Below are 13,811 nucleotides of genomic sequence, written 5' to 3'. Positions count from 1 at the left end.
CGCGAGTGTACGGGGTATGGCACTTCCAGCCGTAACGACGGAAATCGTCGTCGTGTTTGGGCTCATTCTCACGGCTGTCGTGCTGTTTGCGACGGAGGCCGTCTCGCCGGACGTCACGGCCATCTCGGTTCTCGTCGCCGTCGTCGTCCTCGAACCGTGGACCGGTGTCGGAACGGAGGCGGCTTTCGCCGGATTCGCCAACACCGCGACAATCACCGTCGCGGCGATGTATATGCTGAGCGAGGGGATCTATCGGACCGGAATCGTCCGTCGTCTCGGCGTCGCCGTCTCTCACTTCGCAGGGGGAAGTGAGTCGCGCCTTCTCGGAACGACGCTCGTTCTCACCGGCGGGATGGCCGGGATAGTCAACAACACACCGATCGTGGCCGTGTTCATCCCGATGGTAACTGATCTGGCCGACGAGTACCGTATCTCCCCGTCTAAACTCCTGATTCCCCTCTCGTATACCGCGATGATGGCCGGGACGCTCACGCTGGTCGGAACCTCGACGAACCTCCTCGCGAGTACGTTTTCGGCGAGATTACTCGATCATCCGTTCTCGATGTTCGAGTTCACGCATCTCGGGCTGATCGGGTTGGTAGTCGGTATCGTCTATCTCGTGACTATCGGCCAACGTCTCATCCCCGAACGGGTCGACCCATCTATCGATCTGATCGGAGCGTTCGACCTGCACCGCCACGTCACGCGACTGTACGTCCGTGGCGATTCACCGCTCGTCGGTCGAACGCTCGACAGAGCCGTCGATGACCTGCCGCTCGAATCAGATATGGACGTCATCGAGGTTCTACGAGGCGAGGACCGCCACGCCGCTCCCGGACCGGAGTTCACCGTGGACGCGCGAGATATTCTGACGGTTCGGGCCAACCGCGATACGGTCCGTGAGGTCGCTTCGAAACTTAATCTCTGGCTGCTTCCGTGGGTTCGCATCGCCGACCTCGGCATGAGCGTTCCAGCCGGTATCGGAACGCTCGTCGAGGCTCGCGTGACGTCTGGCTCCGATCTGGTGGGCCAGCGCATCGGCGACGTCCGTTTCAGCCAACGGTACGCGGCGACGGTGCTCGCGATTCGCCGGGACGAGACGATCCTCCGCGAGAACATCGAAGACGTGGTCTTGGACGTCGATGATCAGCTCTTGGTCCGCACCTCCGGTGACAACATCGACGTACTCCGAGATATGGAGAACATCCTGGTGACCGCTGTCGCGGGAGAAGGCGTGATCCAGGGGGACTCCTCACCCGGCATGCAGTACCGGGAGGACCGCGTAGGGACGACTCTCGCTATCGTTGCCGGTGTCGTCGGCGCGGCGGCGCTCGGAATCGTTTCGATCGCAATCTCGGCACTCGCCGGTGTGGTCGCGATGATCGTGACCGGCGTGCTCGAACCTCCGGAGGCCTACGATGCGGTTTCGTGGGACGTGATATTCCTTCTCGCCGGAATGATTCCGCTCGGGTTCGCATTGGAGAACTCCGGTGGGTCACAGTTTATCGCAGAACTCGTGGTGAGCTTCGCTGATTCTCTCCCGTTGCTTGCAGTCGTCGGCTTGTTCTATCTCGTGACGGCGGTGGTGACCAATCTCATCAGCAACAACGCGACCGTCGTTCTCATGATTCCAGTTGCTGTCGACGTCGCGATTCGACTGGGGGCCAACGCGTTCGCGTTCGTCCTCGCGGTCACCTTCGCGGCGAGTACGTCGTTTCTGACGCCGATCGGTTATCAAACGAATCTCATGGTGTACGGGCCGGGAGGATACAAATACACGGACTTCTTTCGGGTCGGGGCACCGCTTCAACTTCTCTTGGCCGTGGTTACGACGGTCGGAATCTGGTTCTTCTGGGGCATCTGACGACAGCGGTGATATCGTGTCTCGGGCACCACGGCCCTGCCATCCAGTACGCGTAAACGTCGAGCGCGGATGTTCGAGGGGAAACGCGGCGAGTCCGCGACCGAGTCGCATCGTCCCGGTGGACGGGACGCCGACTAGCGTCGGCGACCAGGGAGGCGAGGGGGTGCGGGGAGTCGATTCCGTATTTCCCACCCCAACACGGCGAAAGCGAGCAGGAATACGACAGCGACGAGCAGGCCGAGCGGGCCGTTTCGAGCGTGACCGACGACGAGTCGCCACGCCGGGCGGGCGATGCCGACAGTCCGGGCGGCGGTGACGGCGACGAGCACGGCCGGAATCAGATAGCGAACCAACGGGTAGAGCCGCCCGAGCTCCTCGCGGACGACCTCGAGATTAGCGACCCAGACGAAGACGAACACGATACAGAGCGCCGAGATGGGCAGCGCAAACGTCCCGACCGACTCGTCTACCAGGTCCAGAACCGGTCGCCCTGCAACCGTGAGAGTGACTGGACTGTAACTCAACGCAGAGGGAACGCCGGCCGCGAACACCCCACCCGTCAACAGTAGTGTCGCCCGTTGACGAGAGAGCCGGGTCGTGTTCTCCGCGGCGGCGACGCCAACCTCGAGGAGCGCCACGGACGACGACAGCGCGGCGAAAAAGAGCAGCCCGAAGAACGCGACGGCGATTACTCGCCCGAACGGCATCGTCGCGAACGCGGTCGGCAGCGTCGTGAACGCGAGTTCCGTCCCGAGAGTCGGCTGAAGGCCGAAACTGAATACGATCGGAAAGATAACCAGGCCGGCGATGATCGCCGCACCGATGTCAGCGGCCGTGACCACGAACGACGATCTAAGCAGGTCCGTTCCCTCCTCGACGTAACTCCCGTAGGTGAGCATGATCCCCTGGCCGACGGACATCGAAAAAAAGACCTGTCCGAACGCGGCACTCCAGATGCCGAGGTCTGTGAGAACTGAGAACTCCGGGGTAAACAGGAAGACAACGGCGCGATTCCACTCCGGCAGCGTCACCGCGTACAGCGCAAGCGCGACGAGAAGTGCGAACACGGTCGGCATCACGACTGTCGCCATTCGTTCGATCCCGCCGCGGACCCCCATCGAGACGACGCCCCCCGTCATCGCCGTCGCGACGACGAAGAACCCGACGGGAAGCCAGCTTGCGGTGAACGGCGCGAACGTCGTCTGTGAGCCGACGAGCCACGAGAGGAAGAACCCGAGTACCCAGCCGGTGAGGACGAGGTAATAGCTCAAGATGAGGAGAACTCCCCCGACGATAAGCCAGCCGAGCGCCGTGTACTCCGTTTTGACAGATCTGAACGCGGAGACCACGTCCGTTCGAAGGCGGCGTCCGATCGCGAGCTCCAAGACGAGCATCGGCACGGCACAGACGACGGCTGCGATCAGATAGGGAACGAGATAAGCACCGCCACCGTTCTGGCCGACGACCGCGGAGAATCGCCAGATATTCCCGAGGCCGACTGCCGCCCCTACAGTCGCGAGAACGAACCCGAACCCGGAGGACCACCGTGCCGTAGTCATAGTCCGGAATGCGCCCAGTGAGGGCTTAAATTCCGGCTATCCGAGCGGCGGGAGCCGTAACGGGTCGCACGCTGTCGGAGTCGATGCTTTTGTTGGTGGACGGCGAACGTCCGGTATGGCAGAGGATATCAGTCTGACCATCGAAGCCGACGAACCGCCGTCAGAGACCGTCATCGCTGCATTCACCTATCCGGGAATGGGGGGAATGATCGCCTGCAACTACCTCATCGAAGAGTTGGACCTCGAGCAGACGGGGTACGTTCAGGCAGACGGGTTACCGGCCCTCGCGCCGTTCGAAAACGGACGTCCGTACCACCCTACTCGACTCCACTCGCGCTCCGACCTCGACGTGACAGTCCTGACCAGCGAACTTCCCGTTCCGCTCCACGCGACCGAGGTGTTCGGGCGTGAACTGCTCGACTGGATACTGGACCACGATATCGACGAGGTAGCGATACTGCTCGGCGTTAGCGGCCTCCGAAACGTGGGGTCGAGCGACGAAATCCACTACGTCGCGTCACCCGACTACACCGAGCGGCGGTTACAAACAGCGGATTTTGCGCCGCTAGCGGGCGGATTCTTCGACGGCATCACCGCGAGTCTCGTCTCGCGGGCGATAGATACGCCGCTCCGAGCGGGAGTGTTAGTCACGCCGACGCGGACGCACGGAATCGACCCGGACGCGTCACTGCGACTGGTAGAAGCCGTGAACGAACTGTACGAATTAGACGCGAACGTCGACCGACTTCGTCGATTCGCGACCGAAATCCGCGACCACTACGAACAGTTGATGCAACGAACACAACACCAGGACCAGACTCGCGAATGGAATCTGGGATACATGTGAGAACGGGGTCACGGTTCCATCTCAACTCTCCATCTTCTCGTGCAGTCGCCGCTGTTCGACCCGACCGCTACCCGACGTCTAGGGCAGCAATCAACTCGAACCGACGCGGTTCTAACCTCTCATCTCGGAGTCGACGTATGGTTCGGACTCTCTACGCAACCGTGGCGGTTCTCGTCGTGTTGGCGGGCTGTGGAGCGATTCCTGGAGACGGATCACCGAACGTGCCACAGCATACCGTTTCGATCGCGGTCTCGAACAACCACGACGAGAGCTACGTCGTCAGGGCGAGCGCGATTCCCCCAGAGGTCGAGGGTCTCGAGGTCACGTACGAGAACGGCTCGACCCACCGGTTCGATGTGACGTCGTTCGACGCCCTCCCCCGGGATGAATTGAGAAACGCGACTGCGATCGCCACGGCGGACTCGACGGACCTGACGAGAGAGTTCGCGGTTGGACCGGCAGAAGGTATCGGCGGGACGCTGGACGACGTCTCCGCAAACGTGACCGTGGTGTACTTCGTGCTTCAGAACGGCGACAACCACACTGCTCGAGGCGCGGGCGTGGTTCAGTGTTCGTCCGATGTCGAAACTACCGACCTCGAAATCGTTATCCGCCCCGACGGGTCGCTTCGCTCCTCCGTCACGTGTCGCAGCGATTCCGGCTAGATCGAGGCGTCAGTGGGTCTCTTGGCCACGGGCAGTCCTCCGGGAAGTGTCGTATCCCAACTGCCCACGGGTCGCGACGATGAGCACGATGGCGACGACCCAGACCGCGATGCTGTCGGCGATCAGCACCGTCGTGAAGTTCTCGCCGGTGATCGACTCGATCGCGCTCGCCTCGTGACCGCGCTCGCTGATCGTCGTCGCAACTCGCTCTGCGACCTTCGCCGTTTGGCCTTCTTCCGTCCCGTAGAGTATCAGAAAGGAACTCACGTGTTCTCACACCTCAGTACGTGCGTTCGCTGCGACGCCCGATAAATACCCGTCGGGCTCGAAATCCCGTCCGATCTACGGTGTGACGGAGGTGGTCACCCGAGGGGTTCTGATTCAGTCTTCGGAGGGATCCCGGCGTCCTGGGGGGTCGGTGGGTCGCGATCTGCGAGACGGTCCGTGCCGTAGACGACGACCAGGAGGATCGCGATCAATACGAGTGGAACGGCGCCAGTGACTTCGGCGAGCAGGTTCAGCCAGGGGTCCGGTACACCGTTGGGGACGAGCGCCTCCTGGTCGGCGGGATGGAAGATTCCCATGGCGTTGACGCCGGCGTGAAACACCGCGACGGCGAGGACGCTCCCGCCGGTGCTGTTGTACATCCACGTCCAGAGGATAGATCCGGCGAGTATGGAGACCATCCAGAGAAGTTGCTGGGAGAGCGGCCAGCCACCGTGCGTGGTCGTGGCGTTCAGGAACAGCGGAAGGTGCCAGGCGGCCCACGTGACGCCCACGATGGCACTCGACACCAACGCGCTGTAGGAGTTCTGGAGTATCGGCAGCATGAACCCGCGCCACCCGAGGTCTTCCTGGCCGCCGCCCCACACGGTCCCCCACGCCATCGCGAACAGGTAGACGAACGGTGACTCGAACTCGGAGAGATCGATCGGGCCCCCGGCGGCGACGAACAGCAAGACCCCGAGCGAGAGGATGACGAACGGAAGTCCGAGCGCGAGCGCCCACCATTTCGCACCGATTCGCCATCTGAACATCTGTCCGACCCAGATGCGGAGGCTCCCACCGGAAGCCCAGATGACGACCGCCGCGCCGATCGGCGGACCGAACCCGCCCAAGCCGATCAGGATCGAGTGCGTCCAAGACGCTTCCATGCCCGAATACGCGAGCGCGCCTTGGATCGTCCAGGTGAACGCGTACGCGATAGCGACGAAGCTCGGTAGACGATGCTGATCGATCCACGCGCGGATACTGGACATACCGACGATTGCGTCGCACAACGTAATTAACAGTGCTCCCGACGCCGCGTTTTCGTCAGCGCACGCTCGTCAATCGTCTCGAACTCGCTCATACGCCCGAAGCGTCCTCGTCACCTTCGGCGGCCCCCGGTCTTCCGAGTGTTCGCTCCCCCGAAGAACGACCACTGTCTCTCTAGATACGGTGGATGACCTGTCTATTTACGGTGTAGATGTGGGGGCGACCATAACATTATGCCGTCCGATTACATAGATACGAGGATGGCAGATACCAAGAGCGGCCGCGAAAAGCAAGCGGATAACGAAGAACGACGCCAACGAGAGCGAGAGATCACCGAAGCGCGTACCCGCGCCGACGAAGCCGAACCGCCCGAGGAGACGGAAGATGCGACCGACGACACTCGACGCGAATCTGACGACGGACCGGGTTCGTCTCGTCGGTGTCACCGTCGCGGTTGCGACGAGCCGGCGACGTTCGAGGTTCTCGAACGGTACCAAGAAGAAACAGGTCACGGCGCAGTCGAAGCAACGGCCGCCCTGTGTCGAGAACACGCCGACGAGGAGAGCCCGACGAATCTGGACCTCGCCTACGACGAGTACGTGTTTCGGGTCACGCCGCTCTCGTCGATGAGTGAGACTGACACCGCATAACCAACACGGATTGTCGGACTGTAACGGTCTGACTGTCGTGACCGAGATAGTCGAGGGAAATCCGCACGAAGAGATTCCGGATTACGCCTCCGAGTACGGCATCGACATGGTCATCATGGGGACCCACGGTCGGACAGGTCTCGACCGCGCTGTAATGAGAAGCGTCGCCGAACGAGTCGTTCGCCGGTCGCCCGTTCCCGTACTGACCGTTCGAGCGAAGAGAAGCACTGAGGTCCTCTCACTCTTCGATCTTCTACTCCTTTTTGCGAGTTTCGGAGGGTGATCGTCCATCCGTCTCGGAGCGCGGGGGGTACCGCGCCTTCCAACTCAGTTTGTGGAGTTCGATAGCGACTGCGACGGTCAGAGCGATCCCGCCGAGAACGATCCACTGTTCCAGACTGACGGGTTCCGTTCCGAGGACGACCTGCGCGGGTGGGAAGTACATCGCACCGAGGTGAACCAAGAACGCTGTAATCGTCCCGGTAAGCAAGATAGGGCTCTGCAGCGGTGATAGCCGGAACAGCGACGTCGTCTCGGACCGAGCGTTGCCGATGTTGACCAGTTGGAACAGGACGATCAGTAAGAGCATGTGATTGCGGACGGCAGCCTCCGAAAGCCCTCGATCCAGCAACCAGACGAACGTGCCGAATCCGATCACGCCGATCACCAGCGCGACGACCAGCGTCCGTTCGACCATGATCCGATCGAAGGTTCGCTCGTCTGGCGACCGGGGCGGGCGATTCAACACGTCACCCTCCTTGGGTTCGAAGGCGAGAGCGACGTCTTGGATCCCGTTCGTGACGAGGTTCAGCCAGAGGATCTGGACGGGCACCAGCGGGAGCGGCAGCCCCGCAGCCAAACTCAACAGAACGAGGGCGACTTCGCCAGCACCGGTGGAGATGAGCAAGAATATCACCTTGCGGATATTGTCGAATGCCACACGACCCTGTTCGATGCCCGCGACGATCGTCGCGAAGTTGTCGTCGCTGATCACGAGTTCGGCAGCATCCCGGGCCACGTCGGTCCCCATCTTCCCCATAGCGATACCGATGTTCGCCTGTCGAAGCGCCGGTGCGTCGTTGACCCCGTCACCCGTGACCGCTACGTAGTGCCCCGCACCCCGTGCAGCTTCGACGATTTTGAGTTTCTGGTCCGGCGAGACACGTGCGAACACTCGTGTCGTTTCGAGAACGTCTGCAAGCGTCTCCTCTGAGGCGTCCATCAGTTCGGCGCCAGTGGTGACCTCGTCTGTTGACTCTGCAAGCCCGAGATTCCGGGCGATAGCGAGTGCCGTCTCCGGATGATCTCCGGTGATCATCGTGACTGTGATACCTGCCTGTTGCGCCGACGCAATCGCCTCCGCCACGCCGGACCGAAGCGGGTCGATCAACCCGAGAAATCCCAGAAAGGTCAGGTCGGTCGGTTCGGAAGGCGGCTGTTCCGGTTTGGTGTCGGTCTCTACGGTTCCTTCTGCAACGGCAATCACGCGGTACCCGTCGTGGGCCATTTCGGTTGCCTGTCTCTGGAGTGTTGGCTGTGAAAATTCGCCCTCGCTTGCATCCGTACACATCTCGAGAACCCGCTCGGGTGCGCCCTTGACGAATACCCGCGTCTGTTCGTCTGTCCGGTGGAAGGTCGCCGCATAGCGCTGTTCGGGTTCGAAGGGAATCTCGTCAGTTTGCGGATAGGCATCGAGAGTCGACTGGCGGGACCACCCGAGCTTGCGACCGAGTGCGAGGAGGGCAATATCGGTCGGGTCACCCCGCCACGTCCACTCGTCGTCACGTCGAGAGAGGTGACCCTCGTTGCAAAGGACAGACGCTCGGGCGAGACGGGACAACTCGTCCGCGAGGTCTGGCTTCGGAGGATGCCCATCTTGCAGCACGTTTCCTTCCGGGGCGTACCCCTCACCGGTCACCTCGAACGTGCTTCCATCGGGGAGTTGCACCTGCTTGACGGTCAACTCGTTGGCGGTCAACGTCCCCGTCTTGTCCGACGCGATCATCGTACAGCTTCCGAGTCCTTCGACGGCAACCAATCGGCGGACGATAACGCCGACCTCAGCCATTCGCCGACTGGCGACACCCAGTGCGACGGTGACACCGACGGGAAGCCCTTCGGGAATCGCCGACACGGCCAAAGCGACAGCGAACAGGAACATCTCGACGGCGTCGTACTGCTGGACGAAAATCCCGAGAAGTGCCGTAATCGCCGCGGCGACGAGAACGATGAGGCCGACGATTCGGGTGAATCGCTCCATGCGCATCACGAGGGGTGGCTGTCCACCCTCGACGGCCGTGACGTCTTCCGCCAGTCGGCCGACGACCGTGTCAGCACCAGTCTCGACGACCACGCCGCGTCCTCGTCCGCGGTTGACTACGGTCCCGGCATAGGCCATGTTGCGCCGATCGCCCAGTGGGGCACGGTATTCGCCCACCCACTCCTCGTTTTTCAGGACGGGAGCTGATTCGCCAGTGAGCGCCGACTCGTCGATCTCTAGACCGTGTGTCGAGACGAGACGGATGTCTGCGGGAACGCGGTAGCCCGATTCGAGGAGGACGACATCACCTGGGACGACTTCTTCTCCATCGATGTCTCGTGTCTCCCCATCGCGGATGACCGTCGCGCGAGTACGGATTAGTTGCTGGAGTGCCTGGCTACTGCGCTCTGCACGCCATTCTTGGGTCCCGCCGACCAGCGCGTTGACCAACAGTACGGCAGCGATGAACCCAGCGTCGGTCACTTCTCCGACGGCGAACGAGACGATCGCTGCGACAGCGAGAATGTAGATGAGGGGATTCTTGAACTGACGAAAGAAGATCCGCCATACAGTGACCGGCTTCGCTTTCGGCAGCCGATTGGGACCGTATTCAGAGAGGCGGTAGGCGGCTTGCTCGCTCGAGAGACCATCTGAATCGGATTCCACCCGGTCGTAGATCTGGCTGAGCCCCCGCGAATACCAGCTTTCGGTGTCTGCCGAGGAAGGGACAGCCATGGATACTGGAAGTACGCTGGGAGACGACTTAGTGGTCAGTGCCCAGGACAGTGAGATGAGTCGCTTCTCGACGTCCAGTGAGAAACGCGTCCGACGAAGGTTCAGCACCCGGCAGCCGTCATCTCCAAGAGCGCTACGAGAAGGAGTACAAAGCAGTCGAGGTGTTCGACATTTTAGAGTAGGCGACGGTGTCCCGGTTCCGACCGAGTTGTGGGTCTTTCCATCTGTTGAAGCAGTTGCACACCTCCCGGGGTTGGAATACCACGACGATGGAAGCCATCCGCGAGAGATGACTGACCACTACTCTGATTTTGAGGAACTCCGACCACTTGGTGAATCGACCCACGTCCCCGAGTGACGGAACGCACGCGTGAGGTGTCCGCCGTCGGAGACAGTCGGACCGACCGGAGGTATCCTTTTGACTCGACCGGTCGAACCCCTCTCCCATGCCCATCGAGTTCGAACGCGACGTGCAGGAAGCGACGTTCCACAGTCCCCTCGAAGAGTTCGCGGAGACGACGGTGGAGACGGAAATCAGGATGGACCCGCTGACCGGGCGGACGGCTCGGGTCGTCACCGACAACTTCCTCCTCCCCGACAGCCCCGAAATCGACGACGCGGTCCTCGACAGCGAGGGCTGTTTCTTCTGCCCCGGAACCGTCGAGGAGTCGACGCCGACGTACCCCGAGTGGGTGGGGACCGACCGCGGGAAGACCGGTGAAGCCACCTCGTTCCCGAATCTGAACCCCTACGGCGCGTACTCGAACGTCGTCGCCCTCACCGAGGACCACTACGTCCCCATCGACGAGTTCACCGCCGAGCAGTTCTCGGACGGCCTCTGCGCGGCGCTGGAGTACGTTCGGCAGGTGTTCGACCAGGACGACGACGCCCGGTTCGCCTCGGTCAACATGAACTACCTGCGGCCCGCCGGGTCGAGCCTCATCCACCCGCACATGCAGACGTTGGTTGACGACCGGGGGACGAACGAACAGCGTCGCGTCGCCGACGCCGCCCGCGCCTTCTACGAGGACCACGACGAGAACTACTGGGGGGAACTCGCCATCGAGGAACGCGGCGGCGACCGCTACCTCGCGGAGACGGGTAACGTCCACTGGCTCGCGCCGTTCGCCCCCAAGCACCACCGTCACCTCGTCGGCGTCGCCGCGCAGATACACACGGGCGTCCCCGAACCCAGCGGCGACGTGGTCCACGACTTCGCGCGCGGACTCGTGAACGTCCTCTCGTACTACGCCTCCTGCGGGCTGAACAGTTTCAACGTCGCCCTCTTTCTCGAACGCGACAACCCCGCCCTCCCGCCCGTACTGAACGTCACCGCGCGGTCGGTGTTCGACGAGTACTACTGGAGCGACGCGACGTTCTTCACCTCGCTCCACGACGAGGGCGTCGTCGACGTTCCACCCGAGGAGTACGGCTACGAGGCGCACAAGTTCTTCTGACATCGGGTCGGAGCGCTCTCTCCGACGCGAGAACGCCAACTCGCTGTGCACCTACTCGTACAACGGTAGCATTGCAGTATCTGCGTCGAACAGAACTCCCGAAACCGTTAGTTGCTCTTTCAAATCGTATCGTCGGGGTCGTGCTGGGCGGTCATTCGTGCGACTTCTTTTTCGTATCGTTCCCGGAGTTCCGAGTCGTCGACGGTTTCGAGATCGGACGCCGAGACGTCCTTCGCAGCAGTGACGGAGCTCAGATCGACAGCCTGTGCGGCGAGCTCTCGCCGGAAGAGTCGCGTGCCGTCGGGGGTCGCGTATTTGAGGACGATGAGGTCGCGGTTGTCGTACCCGCGGTCGACGAGCCACACGCGAACCTCGTCCGTCTCGTCTGTCATACGTACGGGGAGGACTCCCACCACGTTAGGCCGTTCGGTCACGTGCGGACGACCGGACTGTCGTATCCGCAGTTGATCGGACGAGTGTCGGAGAGTGACTAAAAAAGTCGACGTCGGATAATCGACGCGTCTGTGGCCTCACGCCATCGAGCGGCAGGACTCCGCACACTGGCGGAGGGGCTCGACACAGGCCTGGCAGTGGTCGTGGTCGTGCTGTTCGCACTCGTCGGCGCAGGCTTCACACACCTCGGCGCACGTCTCGGCGATGTCGCCGTTGAACTGCGAGCCCGACGCACAGAGCTGAGCGCACGTCGAGGCGACCGTGACAACGTCGCGGCAGAGTCGGAGGCACTCGGCCATCTCGTCGCCCTTACCGATGCACTCGTCGGCGCAGTGGGCGCACGCCTTCACGGCTTCGTGACAGTTGTCGATACACTCGCGGGTCGAATCGTCGAGCAGATCGTTGACTTGAGCCATCGCGTTCAGTACTACGACCGACTGCTTTTCCTGCGTTGTGGCTACCGATCCAAGAGACGGTCGAGCGACTCCGCCCTGTCCGCTCGGACCCCAAAACGCAGATTTCAGTCATCTGGCACGTTGGTGGGTCGGCGCACGACTTCACATTGGAGCGAATCGGGGCTCCGATAGTTTTGAAACGAAAAATAGCAGGCAGATCGATTCGGGGTCTGTAACCCCAAAGAGAGTCTCGACTCAGACAAACACGGCTATTCGTCAGCCACCTGTTTACGACCGGTTCAATCGCACCCACGTAGCCGCCCGGCGGGTTCGTCTCGGTCTCTCAGTTACGCCCTGCCGACCACGTTCTCTAGCTCGCTGCAGCAACAATCATCAGGGCCTCTCGATAGTTCGCCAGCGCCAGCAACGCGAGTCCTGCGACGAGGACGAGGATTTCCCGACGCTCGATAGTCCACTCCCGAGGCCCTCGCACCCGTTCGAACTCTTCGCGCCACCGTGGCCCCGACGCCTGGTGCCAGACCGTGACACCGCGAGTTGCGACTGCGATGGCGACGAGGGCTGTGAGTTCGTAGACGCCGCTTCGGTTCAGGACGACCGATAGCGAGGGAGCGAGTCGTCCAGTCTGGATCGCGAGCGAATCCGTGCCCCAAACCACGGCCCCCTGAACCCACGTGACGAGGACGACCAGATACCCGAGTGGTGTCCGAATCGACCGAAACGTGTTCGCCGCGACCACGACGAGACAGAACCCTATATTCCGGGCGAAGATCGACAGGAACTCCGTCGCGACCGAATCGGCTGTCGTCGAGAGCGGTCCTGGACCGCCCGAACGTCGGAGCAGGCCCTCTGGGAGGAGCAGATACGAGACCGTCCACGCAGCGAGAAACAGAGCAAAGCAGAGGCTCCAGAGCGAAACGAACCTGACGGTGACGGAATCGTGATTGACGAGGGCTCCCAGACGACGCGCGTTCGACGTCGACTCGGAGACCTGTGACTGGTCCGACATAGATTCACATTCCCACCGAGACTATTTAAACGGCAGACGGGCGAAGACGATTCGCACGCTCCGAGACGACGTCGCCGGGAAGACGGACAGCTTACATCTCACCGTCCCTATTTACGGGTATGTCCTACGAGGTTCCGTTCCGCGAAGAACAACGGTTCCGACAGTGGCCGCTCTGGGCTCTGTTGGGCGTGGTCAGTCTCGTCTCCGTCGTTGGGATGGGACCGCTCGGCGTCGTCGTCGCCGGGGTCGTTTGCGGATTCGTGTGGTCGCTTCGGTTGGTCACCGAGGTCCGCGACGACGGACTCTACGTCAGGTTCGCTCCACTCCACCGGTCGTTCAGACGAGTGCCCTGGACCGCGGTCGGGTCCGTCGAGGCGACGACGTATCGACCGCTCCGCGAGTACGGCGGGTGGGGAATCCGCTGGCGACCGGACGCAATCGCGTACAACGTTAGCGGCTCGCGCGGCGTACTCCTGACTCGACCCGGCGACCGCGATCTGCTGGTCGGGAGCCAGCGCCCCGACGAGTTGGCGACCGCGATTCGAGAGACCACGTCCGACGCGACCCGCTGAGATCAGTTCCTGTCGCGAGAGACCGCTCCGAGAGCCCCCTGCCGCACGACGAGGGGACGGTTCGTCGAGG

Annotated in this window: 14 protein-coding genes; 7 read left to right on the top strand and 7 right to left on the bottom strand. The window is 62.2% G+C overall.

What is annotated here, in order from left to right; all coding sequences use genetic code 11:
- Nucleotides 1-16 precede the first annotated feature (16 nt).
- Entirely contained in the window at nt 17-1,864 is a 1,848-nt protein-coding gene (locus BM167_RS14970; protein WP_092893535.1) for an SLC13 family permease, read from the top strand.
- A gap of 134 nt (nt 1,865-1,998) precedes the next feature.
- On the opposite strand, the gene BM167_RS14965 is transcribed toward BM167_RS14970, so the two are convergent.
- Nucleotides 1,999-3,423: a sodium-dependent transporter gene (locus BM167_RS14965; RefSeq protein WP_092893534.1), complete on the bottom strand. Its 1,425-nt coding sequence runs from the start codon at nt 3,421-3,423 to the stop codon at nt 1,999-2,001.
- A gap of 115 nt (nt 3,424-3,538) precedes the next feature.
- On the opposite strand from BM167_RS14965, the gene BM167_RS14960 reads away from it, so the two are divergent.
- A complete protein-coding gene (locus tag BM167_RS14960) occupies nt 3,539-4,270 on the top strand; it encodes a proteasome assembly chaperone family protein (protein WP_092893533.1) in 732 nt (243 codons plus the stop codon).
- Nucleotides 4,271-4,407: 137 nt separating this feature from the next.
- Nucleotides 4,408-4,935: a hypothetical protein gene (locus BM167_RS14955; RefSeq protein WP_092893532.1), complete on the top strand. Its 528-nt coding sequence runs from the start codon at nt 4,408-4,410 to the stop codon at nt 4,933-4,935.
- Nucleotides 4,936-4,944: 9 nt separating this feature from the next.
- On the opposite strand, the gene BM167_RS14950 is transcribed toward BM167_RS14955, so the two are convergent.
- Together BM167_RS14950 and BM167_RS14945 are read right to left on the bottom strand one after the other, a co-directional pair.
- Complete coding sequence (locus BM167_RS14950) at nt 4,945-5,202, bottom strand: hypothetical protein (protein ID WP_092893531.1); 258 nt, start codon at nt 5,200-5,202, stop codon at nt 4,945-4,947.
- 95 nt (nt 5,203-5,297) lie between these two features.
- Nucleotides 5,298-6,194, bottom strand: coding sequence for a CPBP family intramembrane glutamic endopeptidase (locus BM167_RS14945; RefSeq protein WP_092893530.1), 897 nt, complete (start codon nt 6,192-6,194; stop codon nt 5,298-5,300).
- A 258-nt stretch (nt 6,195-6,452) separates the two neighbouring features.
- Here BM167_RS14945 and BM167_RS14940 point away from each other — a divergent pair, with 258 nt between their 5' ends.
- Both BM167_RS14940 and BM167_RS14935 read left to right on the top strand, forming a co-directional pair.
- Nucleotides 6,453-6,842: a hypothetical protein gene (locus BM167_RS14940; RefSeq protein ID WP_092893529.1), complete on the top strand. Its 390-nt coding sequence runs from the start codon at nt 6,453-6,455 to the stop codon at nt 6,840-6,842.
- A 37-nt stretch (nt 6,843-6,879) separates the two neighbouring features.
- A complete protein-coding gene (locus tag BM167_RS14935) occupies nt 6,880-7,125 on the top strand; it encodes a universal stress protein (protein ID WP_245781380.1) in 246 nt (81 codons plus the stop codon).
- Here BM167_RS14935 and BM167_RS14930 read toward each other — a convergent pair.
- On the bottom strand, nt 7,096-9,837 hold the full coding sequence (locus BM167_RS14930) for a cation-translocating P-type ATPase (protein WP_092893527.1): 2,742 nt from the start codon (nt 9,835-9,837) through the stop codon (nt 7,096-7,098). The genes BM167_RS14935 and BM167_RS14930 overlap by 30 nt on opposite strands.
- A 446-nt stretch (nt 9,838-10,283) precedes the next feature.
- Between BM167_RS14930 and BM167_RS14925 the strand changes: the two genes are divergently transcribed.
- Nucleotides 10,284-11,294 carry a hypothetical protein gene (locus BM167_RS14925; RefSeq protein WP_092893526.1) on the top strand — a complete coding sequence of 337 codons (1,011 nt, stop codon included), beginning with the start codon at nt 10,284-10,286 and terminating at the stop codon, nt 11,292-11,294.
- Between the two features lie 119 nt (nt 11,295-11,413).
- On the opposite strand, the gene BM167_RS14920 is transcribed toward BM167_RS14925, so the two are convergent.
- The 3 genes from BM167_RS14920 to BM167_RS14910 form a co-directional block, all read right to left on the bottom strand.
- Entirely contained in the window at nt 11,414-11,686 is a 273-nt protein-coding gene (locus BM167_RS14920) for a DUF7967 family protein (RefSeq protein WP_092893525.1), read from the bottom strand.
- Nucleotides 11,687-11,824: 138 nt separating this feature from the next.
- Nucleotides 11,825-12,163 carry a four-helix bundle copper-binding protein gene (locus tag BM167_RS14915; protein WP_092893524.1) on the bottom strand — a complete coding sequence of 113 codons (339 nt, stop codon included), beginning with the start codon at nt 12,161-12,163 and terminating at the stop codon, nt 11,825-11,827.
- Nucleotides 12,164-12,512: 349 nt separating this feature from the next.
- Complete coding sequence (locus tag BM167_RS14910; RefSeq protein WP_092893523.1) at nt 12,513-13,169, bottom strand: hypothetical protein; 657 nt, start codon at nt 13,167-13,169, stop codon at nt 12,513-12,515.
- A gap of 119 nt (nt 13,170-13,288) precedes the next feature.
- Here BM167_RS14910 and BM167_RS14905 point away from each other — a divergent pair, with 119 nt between their 5' ends.
- Nucleotides 13,289-13,741: a DUF6141 family protein gene (locus BM167_RS14905; protein ID WP_092893522.1), complete on the top strand. Its 453-nt coding sequence runs from the start codon at nt 13,289-13,291 to the stop codon at nt 13,739-13,741.
- Nucleotides 13,742-13,811 lie beyond the last annotated feature (70 nt).

It is taken from the genome of Halopelagius inordinatus (assembly GCF_900113245.1).
Lineage (GTDB): Archaea > Halobacteriota > Halobacteria > Halobacteriales > Haloferacaceae > Halopelagius > Halopelagius inordinatus.
The sequence above is the reverse complement of the archived record's forward strand: the minus strand, read 5'-3'. Positions and strand labels throughout refer to the sequence as shown.

Bases quoted from the DNA above. Each gene is read 5' to 3' on its own strand.
- BM167_RS14925 (WP_092893526.1), top strand. From the start codon at position 10,284: ATGCCCATCGAGTTCGAACGCGACGTGCAGGAAGCGACGTTCCACAGT.
- BM167_RS14920 (WP_092893525.1), bottom strand. From the start codon at position 11,686: ATGACAGACGAGACGGACGAGGTTCGCGTGTGGCTCGTCGACCGCGGG.
- BM167_RS14915 (WP_092893524.1), bottom strand. From the start codon at position 12,163: ATGGCTCAAGTCAACGATCTGCTCGACGATTCGACCCGCGAGTGTATC.
- BM167_RS14970 (WP_092893535.1), top strand. From the start codon at position 17: ATGGCACTTCCAGCCGTAACGACGGAAATCGTCGTCGTGTTTGGGCTC.
- BM167_RS14940 (WP_092893529.1), top strand. From the start codon at position 6,453: ATGGCAGATACCAAGAGCGGCCGCGAAAAGCAAGCGGATAACGAAGAA.
- BM167_RS14955 (WP_092893532.1), top strand. From the start codon at position 4,408: ATGGTTCGGACTCTCTACGCAACCGTGGCGGTTCTCGTCGTGTTGGCG.
- BM167_RS14965 (WP_092893534.1), bottom strand. From the start codon at position 3,423: ATGACTACGGCACGGTGGTCCTCCGGGTTCGGGTTCGTTCTCGCGACT.
- BM167_RS14930 (WP_092893527.1), bottom strand. From the start codon at position 9,837: ATGGCTGTCCCTTCCTCGGCAGACACCGAAAGCTGGTATTCGCGGGGG.
- BM167_RS14945 (WP_092893530.1), bottom strand. From the start codon at position 6,194: ATGTCCAGTATCCGCGCGTGGATCGATCAGCATCGTCTACCGAGCTTC.
- BM167_RS14905 (WP_092893522.1), top strand. From the start codon at position 13,289: ATGTCCTACGAGGTTCCGTTCCGCGAAGAACAACGGTTCCGACAGTGG.
- BM167_RS14960 (WP_092893533.1), top strand. From the start codon at position 3,539: ATGGCAGAGGATATCAGTCTGACCATCGAAGCCGACGAACCGCCGTCA.
- BM167_RS14910 (WP_092893523.1), bottom strand. From the start codon at position 13,169: ATGTCGGACCAGTCACAGGTCTCCGAGTCGACGTCGAACGCGCGTCGT.